Source organism: Bacillus sp. CGMCC 1.60114, from assembly GCF_042676365.1.
Taxonomy (GTDB): Bacteria; Bacillota; Bacilli; order Bacillales; family Bacillaceae_G; genus Bacillus_A; species Bacillus_A rhizoplanae_A.
Genome location: NZ_JBHTHG010000107.1, coordinates 17,431 through 32,863 on the forward strand (window position 1 = coordinate 17,431; position 15,433 = coordinate 32,863).

At 33.5% G+C, this 15,433-nt stretch carries 16 protein-coding genes, 2 pseudogenes and 1 riboswitch; of the genes and pseudogenes, 3 read left to right on the forward strand and 15 right to left on the reverse strand.

Annotation, left to right across the window (positions count from 1 at the left end; all coding sequences use genetic code 11):
- Window positions 1-137: 137 nt before the first annotated feature.
- Entirely contained in the window at window positions 138-869 is a 732-nt protein-coding gene (locus ACFQZ1_RS15145; RefSeq protein WP_377883010.1) for a hypothetical protein, read from the reverse strand.
- Between the two features lie 1,620 nt (window positions 870-2,489).
- On the opposite strand from ACFQZ1_RS15145, the gene ACFQZ1_RS15150 reads away from it, so the two are divergent.
- On the forward strand, window positions 2,490-2,630 hold the full coding sequence (locus ACFQZ1_RS15150; protein ID WP_377883012.1) for a DUF4021 domain-containing protein: 141 nt from the start codon (window positions 2,490-2,492) through the stop codon (window positions 2,628-2,630).
- A gap of 275 nt (window positions 2,631-2,905) precedes the next feature.
- On the opposite strand, the gene ACFQZ1_RS15155 is transcribed toward ACFQZ1_RS15150, so the two are convergent.
- The 13 genes and pseudogenes from ACFQZ1_RS15155 to ACFQZ1_RS15215 form a co-directional block, all read right to left on the reverse strand.
- Complete coding sequence (locus ACFQZ1_RS15155) at window positions 2,906-3,154, reverse strand: hypothetical protein (protein WP_377883013.1); 249 nt, start codon at window positions 3,152-3,154, stop codon at window positions 2,906-2,908.
- Window positions 3,155-3,439: 285 nt separating this feature from the next.
- A pseudogene (locus tag ACFQZ1_RS15160) lies at window positions 3,440-3,705 on the reverse strand (2-methylcitrate dehydratase); the annotation flags it as partial.
- A gap of 154 nt (window positions 3,706-3,859) precedes the next feature.
- Window positions 3,860-4,108 carry a DUF1064 domain-containing protein gene (locus tag ACFQZ1_RS15165; protein WP_377883014.1) on the reverse strand — a complete coding sequence of 83 codons (249 nt, stop codon included), beginning with the start codon at window positions 4,106-4,108 and terminating at the stop codon, window positions 3,860-3,862.
- Window positions 4,109-4,342: 234 nt separating this feature from the next.
- Window positions 4,343-4,561 (reverse strand): hypothetical protein, encoded by a 219-nt coding sequence (locus ACFQZ1_RS15170; protein ID WP_377883015.1) that lies wholly within the window; start codon window positions 4,559-4,561, stop codon window positions 4,343-4,345.
- A 399-nt stretch (window positions 4,562-4,960) separates the two neighbouring features.
- Window positions 4,961-5,503, reverse strand: coding sequence for a signal peptidase I (lepB, locus tag ACFQZ1_RS15175; RefSeq protein WP_377883016.1), 543 nt, complete (start codon window positions 5,501-5,503; stop codon window positions 4,961-4,963).
- Window positions 5,504-5,516: 13 nt separating this feature from the next.
- Window positions 5,517-6,164 (reverse strand): copper homeostasis protein CutC, encoded by a 648-nt coding sequence (locus ACFQZ1_RS15180; RefSeq protein WP_377883017.1) that lies wholly within the window; start codon window positions 6,162-6,164, stop codon window positions 5,517-5,519.
- 60 nt (window positions 6,165-6,224) lie between these two features.
- Window positions 6,225-7,379 carry an acyl-CoA dehydrogenase family protein gene (locus tag ACFQZ1_RS15185; protein WP_377883018.1) on the reverse strand — a complete coding sequence of 385 codons (1,155 nt, stop codon included), beginning with the start codon at window positions 7,377-7,379 and terminating at the stop codon, window positions 6,225-6,227.
- A 231-nt stretch (window positions 7,380-7,610) separates the two neighbouring features.
- Window positions 7,611-8,237, reverse strand: a complete 627-nt coding sequence (locus tag ACFQZ1_RS15190; protein WP_377883019.1) for a YdcF family protein — start codon at window positions 8,235-8,237, stop codon at window positions 7,611-7,613.
- Between the two features lie 479 nt (window positions 8,238-8,716).
- Entirely contained in the window at window positions 8,717-9,940 is a 1,224-nt protein-coding gene (locus tag ACFQZ1_RS15195) for an MFS transporter (RefSeq protein ID WP_377883020.1), read from the reverse strand.
- Window positions 9,941-10,335: 395 nt separating this feature from the next.
- Window positions 10,336-10,473, reverse strand: a pseudogene (locus ACFQZ1_RS15200) (tyrosine-type recombinase/integrase); the annotation flags it as partial.
- A 177-nt stretch (window positions 10,474-10,650) separates the two neighbouring features.
- Entirely contained in the window at window positions 10,651-11,148 is a 498-nt protein-coding gene (locus tag ACFQZ1_RS15205) for a GNAT family N-acetyltransferase (RefSeq protein WP_377883021.1), read from the reverse strand.
- 10 nt (window positions 11,149-11,158) lie between these two features.
- The gene (locus tag ACFQZ1_RS15210; RefSeq protein WP_377883023.1) at window positions 11,159-11,743 is read right to left on the reverse strand and encodes a GNAT family N-acetyltransferase; all 585 of its coding nucleotides are present in this window, start codon (window positions 11,741-11,743) and stop codon (window positions 11,159-11,161) included.
- Between the two features lie 105 nt (window positions 11,744-11,848).
- Window positions 11,849-13,054 (reverse strand): M20 family metallopeptidase, encoded by a 1,206-nt coding sequence (locus ACFQZ1_RS15215; RefSeq protein WP_377883024.1) that lies wholly within the window; start codon window positions 13,052-13,054, stop codon window positions 11,849-11,851.
- Between the two features lie 93 nt (window positions 13,055-13,147).
- Window positions 13,148-13,252, reverse strand: a riboswitch (SAM riboswitch).
- Window positions 13,253-13,456: 204 nt separating this feature from the next.
- On the opposite strand from ACFQZ1_RS15215, the gene ACFQZ1_RS15220 reads away from it, so the two are divergent.
- Together ACFQZ1_RS15220 and ACFQZ1_RS15225 are read left to right on the forward strand one after the other, a co-directional pair.
- On the forward strand, window positions 13,457-13,813 hold the full coding sequence (locus ACFQZ1_RS15220) for a DUF3914 domain-containing protein (RefSeq protein ID WP_377883025.1): 357 nt from the start codon (window positions 13,457-13,459) through the stop codon (window positions 13,811-13,813).
- A 954-nt stretch (window positions 13,814-14,767) separates the two neighbouring features.
- Window positions 14,768-14,971, forward strand: a complete 204-nt coding sequence (locus ACFQZ1_RS15225; RefSeq protein WP_377883026.1) for a hypothetical protein — start codon at window positions 14,768-14,770, stop codon at window positions 14,969-14,971.
- Between the two features lie 211 nt (window positions 14,972-15,182).
- Here ACFQZ1_RS15225 and ACFQZ1_RS15230 read toward each other — a convergent pair whose 3' ends face one another.
- The gene (locus ACFQZ1_RS15230) at window positions 15,183-15,359 is read right to left on the reverse strand and encodes a hypothetical protein (RefSeq protein ID WP_377883027.1); all 177 of its coding nucleotides are present in this window, start codon (window positions 15,357-15,359) and stop codon (window positions 15,183-15,185) included.
- Between the last annotated feature and the right edge of the window lie 74 nt (window positions 15,360-15,433).

Consider the following 15,433-nt stretch of genomic DNA (forward strand, 5'->3'; position numbering starts at 1 on the left):
TTTTCCTAACGTATTTTCAAGTAATCCCAAGTGCAGTTGCTATTAATCGAATCGTATTTAGCCATTTACTATACCTCATCCCTTGCGCGAAACGCTTATATAAAATATAAAAGCACCCCAACAATAAGGGTGCAAATTTACTGTTCATTTTGTATAAAAGCGGTATATTGGATGTCATGATTAAGAATTATTGCTTTCTTATCTCCAACTAAAGAATGCATTCTTTTTTTTCCTAATTCAGATTGATAAAATTTTATTTTTTCCCCTGCTAATGTTTCATAAACTGCTTGAATTTTTTTAACAACAGGTCGATACTGATGCTCTTTATTTAATTTATCAGAACATAATGGAATAAGAATTTCTTCGTGTTTTTCAAAAAAATCAATCCACACTTTTATGGTATCAGTTTCTTCAAAGTTCTTATTGTTTCCAACAATTATTTTAAATTCACAGTTTATTATAACGTCTGGTCCGCCATACCGTAAAACTGAATAATAAGTAGTTTCGTGATTAGTTCCAAGTAATCTAGTGTAACCAGGTGTTAGAGCGATGCGACTCTTATTTTTTCTATAAAACTTATTTTCTGAAAAATTAGCAACAACAGTAGCTGCTGATAAAAAAGAGCGTTGACTTAACTTAAACTTTTGTCTTTCATTCATTAATTGAGAACTTGAAATAATTAATGCGACTATACCTCCAATAATTCCCCCAGTGTAACCTCCAAAAAAACACACCCATGAACTTTCATCGCCAATAGTCAAGTTCCCTGTAGGAATATTGAGAACTAATCCTATAATAATTGGAGTAATTACTACAATTGCTAAAATAATAATAATTTTTTTCCAATTAGATTTTATAAACTCTTTCAAAGAACTCCACACCTTCCATCTACTAATCTCACCAAAAGGGAAAAATATCCTCTTATTTAAATATTTTTTTAATAATTACATAAGTTTCCCATACGGAAGTAGAAATAAGCACAAATGATATAACTGAATACATGTACAATATAACGTTTTGTTCATCTGACAAATATGGAAACAAATAAACAACTTGTAAAAACACTAATAAAAATAACATATTACACAAATATACTAGATAAGTATCCTTATTATTCTTTAATTGCGTCTTTGTTTGAAACGCAATAGCGACTAATCCTACAATTAGACTCATTCCTTGCTTGGTTAATTCTTCACTTAATTTTTAAATTATTCTGGATGTTTTAGGGCGGTTTTAGATACCATGAACCAAGTATCAACTGCTAAAAATGCAAAAAGTATTTAAAATACTTTTATTAATATATTTCTTAATTTTTCAAAAAATGTTACCAAACAAATTACCCTATTTCTTAACTATACACAGCCTTATATTCTAACATATAGATTTATTTATATCATTAGATAGTTTTTACCTCACGCCTCCTACGAATTCACATCTCATATAAGCCCAATAAGAAGCATAAGCTTGGAGTGCTTTTAACTCCTTTCCCCTTCTCCCTGCGCAAACAAAGTGTATGATAACCTATTTAAAAGCGTCACTGTATGGAAACCGCGGGTATATCATTGATAAGGGCAGGATGTTTCTCCCAGGGCCCTAAGAAAAGCTTAATACTCATCCCACTTTCAAAAACCTCCGAAAATGTCCGCCCCCCATTTTGGCCCTGTTTTTGTCGGAAATAAAAAATGCCCTGCTATACAGCAGAGTCAAAGCGAAAAAAGATGGCGAGCACCCTCATCATTTTCAATCTATATACACAGAGCAAAACGCTAAAATTCAATTTTCTATCGTACATTTTCAAATAATCTCCAACGCATTTGCAATTAATCGAATCGCAGTTCTCTTTTATCATAAAAGTCATCACGTTTTATCATCAGTTCGTTTTATACATATGTTTTCTTCACTTTCTTATCGCCTAGGTACTTTATCTCAATAATCACATGTTGATTTTCATCTAAAGAGTTCTGCAATGCCCATTCAATTTTTAAAAATTTAATTTCATGAATTGGATTATCTTTCATTTTTGGAAAAAGAGCAGCGTATCCTGTTGTATTCCGTTCCTATCTATTTTGCATCCGAACTCGTAGTACTTTGTGTTTTTCAATTCCTTTACTACTAACCTACACCTCTCTCTTTCAGCGATGTCTTTGAAGAATGACATTTGTTCCATACGATACACTTTCCTTCCTGCATACTATTTCACCATCTGCGTATACTACAAACAGGCTATCCCATAGCCATGGATATTCTTGAATCCTCTCTTCAAAAGAGCAGTTAGCTTTTGCTAATTGCTTCTTTGCTTTACCAACATTTTCATAGATGCATTTTTCGGGAAATTTGATATATTACAAATAAGCCTTCGTATGGCTGTTATACCATCTCCCTAGCTAGTCGAAGTTAGGGAGTTTTGACTCTTTTACAAAATGAAATTTTTATTCTACCTTGAATGTTTACCTCTCTTTTAGACATCCTAAAAATAGGAGGTGACATATATGAGTAACTCTAAAAAAGATAAAAGTGATGTAAAATATAATAATGTACTAAGTCTTGATTTAGATGAACAGGAAATGAATGGATTATATGGAATGCCTGAAACTGATACTGAAGACAAAGAAAACCGTAAAAAAAAGTAACTCACAAAATATCTAATACATATCAGATATCACATAAAGGGCACTTTATAATGTGCTCTTTTTGATTTTAAAAAATTAATAACAAATAGCGTTTTTGTTTAAATTTATTTATTTAAAAAATGTTTTTAATCCTTGTATCAATAAAACTTCTATCACTATCCATCTAAATAATGCATAATATTTCACAATCTGCACATACTACATACAGGCTACCCCTAGAAATCACAGCTTGTAGGCCTACTTTCCCTCTCCAAGGGATGAGCAGCTAGCTTTTGCTATCTGCTCTTTTCATGTTTTACTACGTCCGCACCGTTTAGAAAATTCGTTAATGATAATCTGCAGTCTTCACACATTTCGAAATCCGCAATTGTAATTTTGTCATCATAATCATTCATACCATTCATTCTGCGTTGAATTGCTACCATGATACTTTTTACACGTTCTCTAAACTTAATTTCAAATGTGATCTTACACATTTCTTTAGGATTAATAGGTGCTTTACATTTATCACAGCATTTAGCCATTCCTCCCCCCTCCCAATCGGGCATATTTACCAATATTTTTCTATAAAATTCATGTTATGGTAATTAGGTCTAGTACGTTATCACTTGACAAAATACCTTTAGAGGCCCATCGATAAGCGGAATTTCTTTTGTATAAAATGAAATCTTCGTTAGATACCTATCATTTCTGTTACTAATCTCTTCTCAAATAAGGATTTTGCTTGGTTTATACTTATAAAAGACTCTTCACTAAAAAGTTTTCACTATTAAGCAAACAAAAGTTTAGATAAATTTCCCAAGTAATGGTTTCACTTCATGCACAACACCCTTAGCATCTACTTCATATTCCGTAACAGCTTTATTTGCTTTCGCGTTCAAAGTAACGTTAAAATTTACTGTTAACCATTCAAGAGAAACAAACAATTTTGCATCGATCATTTCGGAAAAAGCATCTAATTTACCGTTAAGCGTTGTATTTGTAACTTCCAAAACGATTTCTTTCTTACCATCCAGCTTTATGTTGATTTTTTCAAAGTTGATTTAAATTCGCTATATGATCCGCTCCCTTTAATTTGCCTATTTTTGTTTTTTCTCTTCACGCTTCAATTTCTTATACTCTTCCAACTCGATAAAACCACCGTATTTCTTCACATATTTCAAAAGAATGAGTTGTAAATGTAGGTCGAACAGCTTCATCTTCACTTTGAAGGTTTCAGTTTCCATACCTTAAATATCGACGACTTCTACATCTCCATTTGGCAAATAGATTATGAAGTCTGCTTTATATGTAATCGCTAGAAATCTTTTGCCGTTCTTCGTAAATACTGATTGCAATTTAAAAGACGGTTGTATTTCAAAGCTTAAAATTTCACCTGCAGCCTGGCGACCCTTTAACCTTTTATAATAGTCAGCCTCGGCTTTCGAGTCGAATACATAGCCATCCAGTTCAACTTTTTTATTTCTATACTTGTTCATTATTTTTCTTTTACTTCACTAATTAGTAAAGTAATTTCATAAACACCATTTTCTACATAGCTCATGTATCTCCACTCCTTGAATATTTTTTCAAACTCGCGAATTGCTGTATAAGACTTTTCATTTTACACATAATACTTTTGAACCTATTTACCAATACGAGGCATTGAATTATTGGCAAAATTCCTTTCTTTTATAAGGACAGCGGATAATACTGCCTGTCCTTATTTTTACTCATATCGCATACACCCCTTTCTGATACTCCTTCACAACTCTGCCGTTCTCATCAAAGTAAGCAATCTCCCAATGCGGATGAACGTTGTACTTGTTTGAATCTCCATCAAACACAACATATAAATTCGTCTTCCAGTTTCCAACGATGGTACCCACTTTCCCGATAATTTCAACCCTCATCCCAAGATAAGCAAACTCAATTTTTCTCCGTTTGCACATTTTCCGGAACAGCTTCTCATTTCCGAATAAGGCGGTAACATCAACTATCCCCAGGCTCTTGCACTGTACGAACTTTATAAACTCTGCATAAGTTATATCCCAAAAATAGTGAGATAATTGACGATAATATTCATATTTCGCTCTTTCCTCTGCGATGACTTTCTCGTACTTACAATCTTCAAAAGGCATGGATAACTGGAATTTGCATAGGATTTGAGGCGTTAATCGAGCTACCCCCTCTTTTCCGCTTCATTGAGAATGGTATCTATCAACAATTTAAAGATGCAGTAAAAACATTCGCAAAAAGCATATTTGGATAAGCAAGTTTGCAAAATGTTTGCAAATACAAATAAAAAAGCAATCAAACTCTAAATGAGTTTAATTGCTTTTTTCAAACTATTATAATGCTCTAGCATGTTGCAATGGCCAAAATACTAATGAGCCTTTTCCAACAATTTGTTTTTCAGAAACAAAACCAAATGCTCGGCTATCCTTAGATACTTGTCGATTATCTCCCAATACAAATACATAGCCTTCAGGAACTGTTTTCTTTCCAGTTATCTCTTCTAACGTAAAATCAGGAGTTAACTGCCCTCCAGAAAGTTGCTTTTTATATTCATCTAAATAGGGTTCAGCAACTGCCTTACCATTTACATATAAAACATCATTTTTATACTCAATTGTGTCTCCAGGTAAACCAATCACTCGTTTTACTAAATCATGTCCTTCATTTCCGTGAAAAACAATTATATTAAAACGATCTACCCCCTGTAGACTATATCCAATTTTATTCACAACCATTTTCTCATTATTTTTAAGCGTTGGCATCATAGATTCCCCTTGTACAAGCGACGGTGTAAATAAAAATGCACGACAAACAATTGCAATAATCAAAGCTAGAGCTATACTTTTAACCCATGACATAATCTCACTCTTTTTCATCTAGATATCTCCTTTAACAACTAATCAGTTTTACAATTTCTCGTATATTTTGAACGACAATTTCACCAAAGCACGATTTTCCTTCTCTCGCTGCTGTACCAACATGAACTTGTGTAATTCCCGTATCGTGTAGCAATTGCTGCACATTTTCATTCGTCACACCACTACCAACAACGATTTGTATTTGTCCAGCACTTGCTTGATTCATACTGTGTAAAACAGCAATGTTATCTTCTATTCTTCCTTTTCCACCAGATGTTAAAATATGTGTAATCTTATCAAACTTCCGCAATATTTTTACGCCTTCTACCAAATCAGTCAATTCATCAACTACTTCTAACAACTTCCCTAACTTTTCTTCATCAATTTTATTATTTTCATTCAAAACACCTAAGACAACACCAGTTGCTCCAAGTTGCTTTGCGATGCGGATATCCTCTTTCATTAACTCAATTTCCTCTTTAGAATATACGAAAGATTTTGCATGTGGACGAATCATTACATGTACAGGAATGGTAACGGCTTCTATTACATTTTTTATTAACGCATAACTTGGTGTAAGTCCGCCTTCTGTAAACGCTGTAATTAACTCAATCCGTTCCCCTCCACCACGTTCAATCCGTTTCGCATCTTCTAAGCATGTTGCGATGACCTCTAACATATATTTTCTCCTTTTCATACATCACTTGTCTTTATTATATACGAAAAGGAAAAACAATGCCTATTTTTCAGTGTCAAAATCTTGCAATGCATGCTGCGCTAATAGTGAAATTGTCGCATCATCCATAGGAGGATTATGAAGTCCAGCACGTACATGTAAGTAATAGCGATGTAACGGGTTTTTCTCAGATAAACTTCTAGCCCCAACAATACGCATGGCCTTATCTACAATCGAAATTGCCGTATTTGTCACAGTATACTTCACCGCAGCCATTTCTGCTTGCAAGCTTTGTTTACTTTCTTCTTCATATTGCTTTGCGACACTATATAAGAAAGAACGGGCTTGCATCATTTCTAATTCCATTTCTCCTATTAATCTTTGGACATTTGGCAGTGTTGCTATAGGTGCTTGCAAACTATTCGGTTGATACGTTACTGCAAATTGTAAGGCATACCGATGTGCAGCTTGTGCAATACCAAGATAACAAACTGGAATATGCAGCAGCCAGCCTCTTCTCTTTGGCACCCTACGCGGAGAAATCATTTCTACAAAGTACTTATGAGGAACCGCTACTTGTTCTAAAATTAGATCATGACTTGCTGTACCACGCATTGCTACACTATCCCATGTTTCTTCAATTAAAACACCTTCAGTACTACGAGGTACAAGAAATTCTCCTACTTCTTCTTTCCCTTCTATAGATGCTGAAACGAGAAAGTAATCTAGAACCGGCGCCATTGTTGTAAATGTTTTTCTACCAGAAATAATCCAAGTATCTCCCTTTTGGATAGCTGTTGTTTCTGGTTTTCCTCCTCGTGTAGGACTACCTGTATTTCGTTCCGTTGCTGCTCGATTGACAAGTGCCCCGTCTTTCACTTTTTCACAAAGCCAAGAAAACATTTTCTTATCCCATGAGCGATTTTCCGAAAGCTCATGCATTATTCCAAGATGCCATCCCATACATAATGCAGTTGCACCATCCCCCCGTGCAATATATTCTTGAAATAGTAAAAGATCGTACAAGGATATGCCTAAACCACCCTCGTCCTCTGGAACTGTCCATGTTGTATACCCAATTCTCTTTAAATCCTCTATATTTTTAAATGGAAATGAATACAACTCATCTAATTGTTGTTCTCTCTTTGAAAATAGAGAAATATATGGTTGTAATTTATTTAATCGCTCCCGTTGCTCTCTCGTTCTTACAAACTCCATTTCATCAGCCCTCTCTATTTCATGCTAAAATTATATGCATTCTGTTCTCTTTAGCTACTTTAGTTATCTCACCTTAATGTACTGTAAAGACCCTACTGATGGATGTTTCGTTATATACATTCTTTTTCTTAAACATATTAATCTACATTTCAATTGTTACACTATTCCGATTAAAAAACAATGTTTTAAACATAAAAAAGATTTCCTAAAAACATTAGGAAATCTTCCATTTTAATCACCTTTAAAAAAACGAACAGGCAAAGATGCAACATAACCAAGATAAGAACATAACTCTTTAAAAAAGAATGGTAACTCTGTGTCTAGACTACGATAAGCAGACGTTGGAGTTGGTGAAGAATATGCATCCATACCGAGATGCTTTGCAATTTCCATCGCTCGTTTCATATGAAGCGGATCGCTTACAATTGTATACGTTTGTAAACCATGTTCTTTTCCAATTTGCAGAGCATTTTTTAAATTCTCTTCTGTATAACGTGATTCCGTTTCAATTAAAATATCTTCCTCTTTTACATTATGCTTTAATGCATATATTTTCGAAGTACGCGCTTCTTCTAATTCCGCTTCAAATTTCGTACCACCTGTAAAAATAATTTTTTTAACGTGCCCATTCTTATAAAGAGAAATGGCATGATTAATTCTCTCGCGAAGTACTGGAGACGGTTTTCCATTCCACGACGCGGCTCCTAATACAATCGCAGCATCCGTATCAACTTGATCTGTCTTAGAACGATAATGCCAAATATCATACGCCGCATAGCTCACAAATACAATAATTGAACCAAGTATAAATAAGAGTGCCTGTACCACCCTTATTTTTATACTTCCTTTTTTCTTCATAAAATTACAGCCTCCGTATTTCCTACATACTTTATATAAAATTCGTTTAATCGAATGTTCGTTCAATTTATTATTTGAATTAATTTGAAAGAAGATGTTTTTCCTCATAGCAGTTCTATAAAAGGATTTTCAATAAAAAAGAGGTTTTTATATTTCACACTAACACTCGTGGCTTATTTATAAAAATAACAACTTATATTTCTCTCAAATTCTCACACTTCTATATTGTAGCGAATTTTTTTAAAGAATGGAACGCTGAAACAAAAGTATATAAAATACGTAATCATTTTGTAAGAAAAAATGCCTTCTAATACGTTTATTAAGACCTAAATCGTAAAAAATCATAAAAAATAAGGGGTGATACATATTATACATGAATAATATGTATCATCCCTTTTACTTTTTGTTTCATAATCGCGCCCTTTAATTGAATAAGGAAGAAATGAAAAGGATCTTAGTAATTACAAATTGAGTGGTTATTAAGTTCCATCACAATTTTTTTCAATAATATTTTTAACGAACAAATGCTTGCTTTTAAATACGATTACACTAGCCAATGACAGTAATAGACCTGAGATAATGAAAACAATTCTAATGCCCCAAAAATCAGCTAATAACCCCATAATTAAAGAACCCACACCAAAAATTCCTGTTCCAATCGCACCTAATGATGTGTATACGGTTGACAACTGGTCTTTTGAAACACTGGTTTGTATAACAGTTTGCTGAGGAATGTTTTTTATTTGCCCAAAGAGCCCCACGCAGAGGGAAAAAAATAATGCGATAATTGGAATACCATTTATACTGAACAATATTGTAACTAAGAACCCTGCAAATGAACCTACAAAAATAAAAGTTCCTAATTTCTTCTCAATAAACGAAGAATATTTAATACAATAAATACTTCCTAAAATTAACCCTAAAAAGAAAGCACCATTGATAAAGCCCCACCATTTTTCGTCAACATGTAAAGCATTGCTGACAAATACATATAAAATAGCTGCAATCCATACCGTTCCTGCAAATGTTTCGATTAATTCTATCCATGCAATCCTTCTTAAAACTGGAGTATTGGATAAAGTTATCCACCCCTCTTTAATCTGCTCTAATTTCCCTTTGGACTCAATTGGTTTATGACTTACACTTTCTATAAAACATAACAAAATACTTGCTATTACAAATAAACATCCAACTAACCAGATAAGTTGTTGTGAACTTAAAATTAATAAAAGTAAGCTACCAACAAACCATATAACGGCTTGAATAATTTGAGTAACTGTTTCAGCAATCCCATTAGCTTTCATTAATTTTTTTGGTTGCACATAATATGGAATCAATGTCTGTCTTATTGGGTTTGCACAGCCGTCAAGAAAAGCAATCAATCCTATCATCAAAAACAACAAATAATAATTAGATGTTGTTATTTCAATCATCAGAACCCCTAAAATAACAAGCAAAATTGTTTTTCCTATTTGCGTACCAGTCATTAACCATTTTAAATTAACTTTTCCGATCAAAAGAGGTGTCAACAGACTGGAAACAAACATAGATGAAGTAATCGTAAATGGAACAAAGGATGATGCGGTTGCAGAACCTGTTAAAACAAAAATCGTACTAATAACACTTACTATATATAAAACGTCGCCTATATTTGCAAGCGACTGCCCTAACAATAATAAAGAAAAATTTCTATTGAACTTCATATTACATCCCCCATTTAGTTCAATATCTTTTTTGGTCAAAATGGGGTAATTTTAAATTGGACTGTTCATCATTATTTACTCCTTCCTTTTAACAGATAAATCTGGGGGATTATTGACTTATCTAAATTTTTTCACTCATCTACATAAAGTTTTATATAAATTGTTCGGAGACCTTAAATAATCGTTACTTTTTTTCCTTGTAATATATTGCTTCTTTACTTCAACAAAAAAGGCATAACTCTTTCTTGAGTTTATGTACCCTTTTAGTCATATATGAATTTTTAAAAATTGATAAAGAAAGGAATTTATCCAATTTTCTTTTAAGGTGTTGTTCTATAATATGGCTTGATTGTTGAACATGCAGGAAACAGAATGCCATTAGATTTTTTTATAAACCTCTGCGTATTGCTACTCTTTCCTGTTACATCTAAATATTTCAAATACTTCATCACAGGAATTACAGGTATTCCTCTTTCATTTTGAAGCATGTACCTTTTCTTACTACCATCAAGTAATACTTCCTGTGCTTTCACAATATCCGCCACCTTAAAATAGGATCATAAAATAAACATATTAAACTAGAAATTATAAGTATAGTTTAATATTCTAATATGTATAAAAAAAGAGGATATTAGCTCTTATATTGAACTAACTATCCTCTTATAATCATAGTACAGTTAAATATGTTAGAAGGCATTTCTCTTGAACTATTATTTCAAAATCCAATATTTCATATGATCTTCCTGTAATACACAACAAAAACCTGATTTCTCTAACACTCTTGCAGAGGCAATGTTACTTGTTAAACATTCCGCTTTAATCGTCGTTACATTTTGCTGGTTTAATAACCATTGTACAAGGCCTTTTGTCATTTCTGTAGCATAGCCTTTTCCTTGGTAATCTGTGACAATACTATATCCAATTTCAACGATCCCATTTACATCTGGGCCACCTTTACAGCCCATATCACCAATAATTGTCTGATCTTCTTTATGTATAATAAGACCACTCCATTGACTATTATCTGGTTTTTCACGTAATCGCTCTGCTTGCCACGGTAAGATTTCTGCATAATCAGGCATTGGCCATTGATTAGCAACTTGGTAAGGTATTATTTTCGAAAGTTCCTCAGTTCCTTTTATTGTAGCTTCTACTAGTTCTAGTGTGAAAGAAATCATTTTTAAACGTTCTGTTTCTATGTACGGCATCTTTTTCCTCCTACTTACATTTTGCACTCATTAATTTATTTTCTAATTGTTCTTTTACACTTGGCCAATCTTCTGAAATAATACTATACACAATAGCATCTCTCACATATCCATTTGGAAGTAGTCGTTCATTTCGAAGTATCCCTTCTTTTACTGCACCTAATCTTTCAATAGCGCGCTGTGCCTTTTCATTCCGAGCATCTGTTTTAATTTGCACACGTATCATGCCTAGCTCTTCAAATGCATATCGAAGCATCATATATTTACACTCTGTGTTTACACTTGTTCTTTGCACGCTTGGACTATACCAAGTATGTCCGAGTTCTGTTGTTTTGTGTTTCTTTGATATGTTGTATAACCGTGTCGTTCCCACAATCTCATTAGTCGTTTGATCAATCACAATAAACGGAAGGTCAACTCCCCTTTTATACTTTTCTACTGACTCTTCAACTAATCTTTCCATATCTTCCAAACAATCCATTTTTGTTATTAAATATGTCCAAATGTCTGGATGTTTTTCAATAATAGAATACAATGAACTTGAATCATTTATAGATAATAATTGCAATCTTGCCTGATCATATACAATCTCCACAGGACATTCCTCATTTCTTTCTGTCTCAACTATATAATAATACTAATTTTGTTAATTTTCAAAATAATAATCCTCAGACATTTTTCGTCTGAGGATACCTTTTCTTTATTCTCCTTGCTTTTTCCCATTCTCAAACTCTTGTTTAATGTTTTCTAACAATGTTTCCTCCGTAATTAAATGATAAGCAGTTAGTGCTAACGCCTTTGCTCCAATGATTAATGCTTCATCTCCTCTTGCAGAGCGTGCTGCTTCTCGAAATGCATCTGTATGTGCAACTAAATCGTCACGTCCAATTTTAATGTAAGGATGAATTGTCGGAATGACTTGGCTAACATTTCCTGCATCGGTAGAACCAATGCCTACCCGTTCATCACGATGAACCCCTTCTCCTAAGCTTTCTAGTTCTTCGGCAACTATCGCATTAAAAGATTGATTAATTACTAAATTATCAATCTCATTTTGAAATTGTTCAATCTTTACTGTTGTACCAGTGGCAAGAGCTGCCCCCTGTGCAATATTACGTATCTTTTCTGTAATTTCGGTGCAGCGTTTTCTCGTTTTTGCTCGAATAAAGAAACGAGCTGATGCATAATCCGGGATAATATTGGGCGCTTTTCCTCCATCTGTAATAATCCCATGAATACGCACGTCTGTAGGTAATTGTTGACGAAGTGCATTAATACTATTAAACAATTGAATAACAGCATCTAATGCATTAATTCCTGCTTCTGGAGATGCAGCAGCATGAGCTGGCTTGCCGTAAAAATGAAAATCTAGTGGATCCAATGCAAGGGATGGACTAGTTGTTGCTGTTTTACCGCTTGGATGAATCATAAGAGCTGCATCAATTTCTTTAAATAAACCTGCTTTTACATAGCTTCCTTTTGCACTTCCATTTGGTCCTCCTTCTTCTGCTGGTGTACCAAACACAACAACTTCTCCGCCAATCTCTTCAATAACTTCTGACAATGCAATTGCAGCTGCTGTACTAATTACCCCAATTAAATTATGTCCGCAAGCATGACCTAGGCCTGGAAGTGCATCATATTCTGCTAAAAAAGCGATTGAAGGTCCTTTTTTTCCAGAACTTTTTCTTGCAATAAAACCAGTTTCATGTCCAGCGATATGATGCTGAAGCTGAAAACCAGCACTTCCTAGCAATAAACTAAGCGTTTTTGATGCAAAGAACTCCTGATTCCCTATCTCTGGATTATCATGAATAGCATGACTCGTTTTCACATAAATCTCTTTTTTCTCCTCAATACTTTGTACAATTTTATTCCGATGTGTAGTAATTTGTAAAACTCCCATTTTTCATTCCCCTTTCAATATGTTAAATAAAAAAACCTCTTTCTAAAAGATAGAAAGAGGCCTTAAAGTATACACAATAAATCTATGCCATCTTTCTTATCTTTCAAGCCTTGCACTTGCTGGAATTGGCACAGTATTCATAATGAATCCGCTGCCGAGGCTTCAAAGGGCCAGTCCCTCCACCTCTCATGATAAGAAATTATTAGTATTCATATTGGATTATATTGAATTTTCTTAATTCTAATTTTATTACAAATAAAACAGTTAATGCAAGAAATTTTTTAATACTTGATATTTTTTTGAAATACGATAAATAATCAAGGATATATATCAGCGACATTTTATTCAAAAAAATTAAAATTATTTTATTTTTATATATAATTATTAAAGGAAGGTGTAAAAATGAGAATTGGACTGACTATAAATACAATGTATCAACCTGAAAAAACAAATCATTCAACCGTTGTGGAAAATGATAAAAATAATCTCTCTACTAATAAAGTTAAAGACAACAAACAAGATGATTTTATTAAATTTGATATTCGATTATCTGATAAAGAAACAAAAAAACCTAACCATAAGTTTACTGAAGTAGATTTATGGAAGATGTTAAAAGACAAAGGTGTGCCATCATGGATTATTTTAGAGATTCTAAAAAAATTCCATTTAGAAAAAGACAAGGAACCTAATAATGCTACAATCAACTCTTCTAATACATCTGAATCTGTAAATGAAACTAGATTAAATGAAGTAATATAACTTAAACGCTATCTTAAATATATGGGTTTAAGTTACATCATTTAGAATGACAAAAGGAATCCTTATGGGTTCCTTTTCTCTATGCATCAATCTCATCTTGTGTGATTCCTATATAAAGTTTCGTCACTTCCTGGGAAGCATAATTAAAGATTGTCATTTGATACACCACATCTTTTGTCCTCTTATCTTCGTTTGTTTCACAGTCGCAAGTCCATCGATTCGTCAACTTCCTCAGCTGTATGTACACAATATAGCAATAACAATCCATATATGGTGAAGTATGTTAGCCATGCCATACGATCACTCCTTATCATTTACTATCTCTTCAGTTAATTCATATGTACTATTAGTTTAACTATCATGTTTAAATGAAGATATTCATTTTCCTTACATATGCCTTACAATGTTGTAATGCCCAATCATATCCAAATGTCCATTTTGCTATATTCACGTTTACTATATAATTTTTACAAAACAAAAAAGAAGAGCGCCAGTTTCCGCAAGCACTCTTCTTTGGGATTTGGATTACGATATTCCTTTTAACGAAAGTTAAGAGGTACAAGCAGTATATGCTTGTCCTTTTCGAAATGTGAAAGATAGCTGCATCTACCTATTCCACCACCAATGAACTCACATCTCGTATAAGCTCAACAAGAAGCATAAGCTTGGAGTGCTTTTAACTCCTTCCCCCTCATCAGCATCCTGCGTAAACAAGTGCATGATGAGCTATTTCTGTACGGAAACCGCGGGTACATCATTGATAAGGGATAGATGCTTCTCCCAGGACTTGCTTGCCCTAAGAAAAGCTTAATATCGATTCTGTTTTGAAAAATCCCCGAAAATGTCCCCAAAAATATCCCCCATTTTGTCCCTGTTTCTGTGGAGGTATTTAGATAAACCAATTATCATTGTATTATAAAGATAAAAAAATAATTAATAGAAGGGTAACAAAACATGTCACTAAATTTCGAACCGTTTCATCCAATTATAAACAACATGGCTATGAAACTTGCAATTATATTATTTGTCCCACTATTTATAAGATTACTTGTTAAAATCATCCTTATGAAAGTGATAAATGAAGCAATTGCTGGTAGAATAGCGGCAATTGTTATGTTGTTTTGTATGTATCAGACATTTAAATTAGTAGTAGGATAGAATGACATTTGTTCCATACGATATGCTTCTCCTCCTGTATAACATTTCTCCATCTGCACATACTACAAACAGGCTACCCTATGTACTTGCATCTTGTAGGCCTACTTTCCCTCTCCAAGGGTGAGCAGTTAGCTTTTGCTAGCTGCTCTTATTCTGTTTTCACCACATCCGTACCATTTAAAAATTCTATTAATGATGCTCTACAACTTTCTCATATTTCAACATTGCTAGTTGCAATCATGCCATCATAATCATTCATACCGTTCATTCTGCGTTGAATTGCTACCACGATGCTTTTCACACGTTCTCTAAACTTAATTTCAAATGTGACCTTACACATTTTTTTAGGATTAATAGGTGCTTTGCATCTATCACAGCATTTAGCCATCCCCTTCCCAATTGGACGCATTTACCAATATTATTTCTATAAAATTCATGTTATGGTAATTTAGTCTAGTAAAT

Coding starts and splice junctions, on each gene's coding strand:
- ACFQZ1_RS15150 (WP_377883012.1), top strand. CDS start 2,490: ATGAGTAACTCTAAAAAAGATAAAAGTGATGTAAAATATAATAATGTA.
- ACFQZ1_RS15155 (WP_377883013.1), bottom strand. CDS start 3,154: ATGGCTAAATGCTGTGATAAATGTAAAGCACCTATTAATCCTAAAGAA.
- ACFQZ1_RS15165 (WP_377883014.1), bottom strand. CDS start 4,108: ATGAACAAGTATAGAAATAAAAAAGTTGAACTGGATGGCTATGTATTC.
- ACFQZ1_RS15170 (WP_377883015.1), bottom strand. CDS start 4,561: ATGTGCAAACGGAGAAAAATTGAGTTTGCTTATCTTGGGATGAGGGTT.
- lepB (WP_377883016.1), bottom strand. CDS start 5,503: ATGAAAAAGAGTGAGATTATGTCATGGGTTAAAAGTATAGCTCTAGCT.
- ACFQZ1_RS15180 (WP_377883017.1), bottom strand. CDS start 6,164: ATGTTAGAGGTCATCGCAACATGCTTAGAAGATGCGAAACGGATTGAA.
- ACFQZ1_RS15185 (WP_377883018.1), bottom strand. CDS start 7,379: ATGGAGTTTGTAAGAACGAGAGAGCAACGGGAGCGATTAAATAAATTA.
- ACFQZ1_RS15190 (WP_377883019.1), bottom strand. CDS start 8,237: ATGAAGAAAAAAGGAAGTATAAAAATAAGGGTGGTACAGGCACTCTTA.
- ACFQZ1_RS15195 (WP_377883020.1), bottom strand. CDS start 9,940: ATGAAGTTCAATAGAAATTTTTCTTTATTATTGTTAGGGCAGTCGCTT.
- ACFQZ1_RS15205 (WP_377883021.1), bottom strand. CDS start 11,148: ATGCCGTACATAGAAACAGAACGTTTAAAAATGATTTCTTTCACACTA.
- ACFQZ1_RS15215 (WP_377883024.1), bottom strand. CDS start 13,054: ATGGGAGTTTTACAAATTACTACACATCGGAATAAAATTGTACAAAGT.
- ACFQZ1_RS15220 (WP_377883025.1), top strand. CDS start 13,457: ATGAGAATTGGACTGACTATAAATACAATGTATCAACCTGAAAAAACA.
- ACFQZ1_RS15225 (WP_377883026.1), top strand. CDS start 14,768: ATGTCACTAAATTTCGAACCGTTTCATCCAATTATAAACAACATGGCT.
- ACFQZ1_RS15230 (WP_377883027.1), bottom strand. CDS start 15,359: ATGGCTAAATGCTGTGATAGATGCAAAGCACCTATTAATCCTAAAAAA.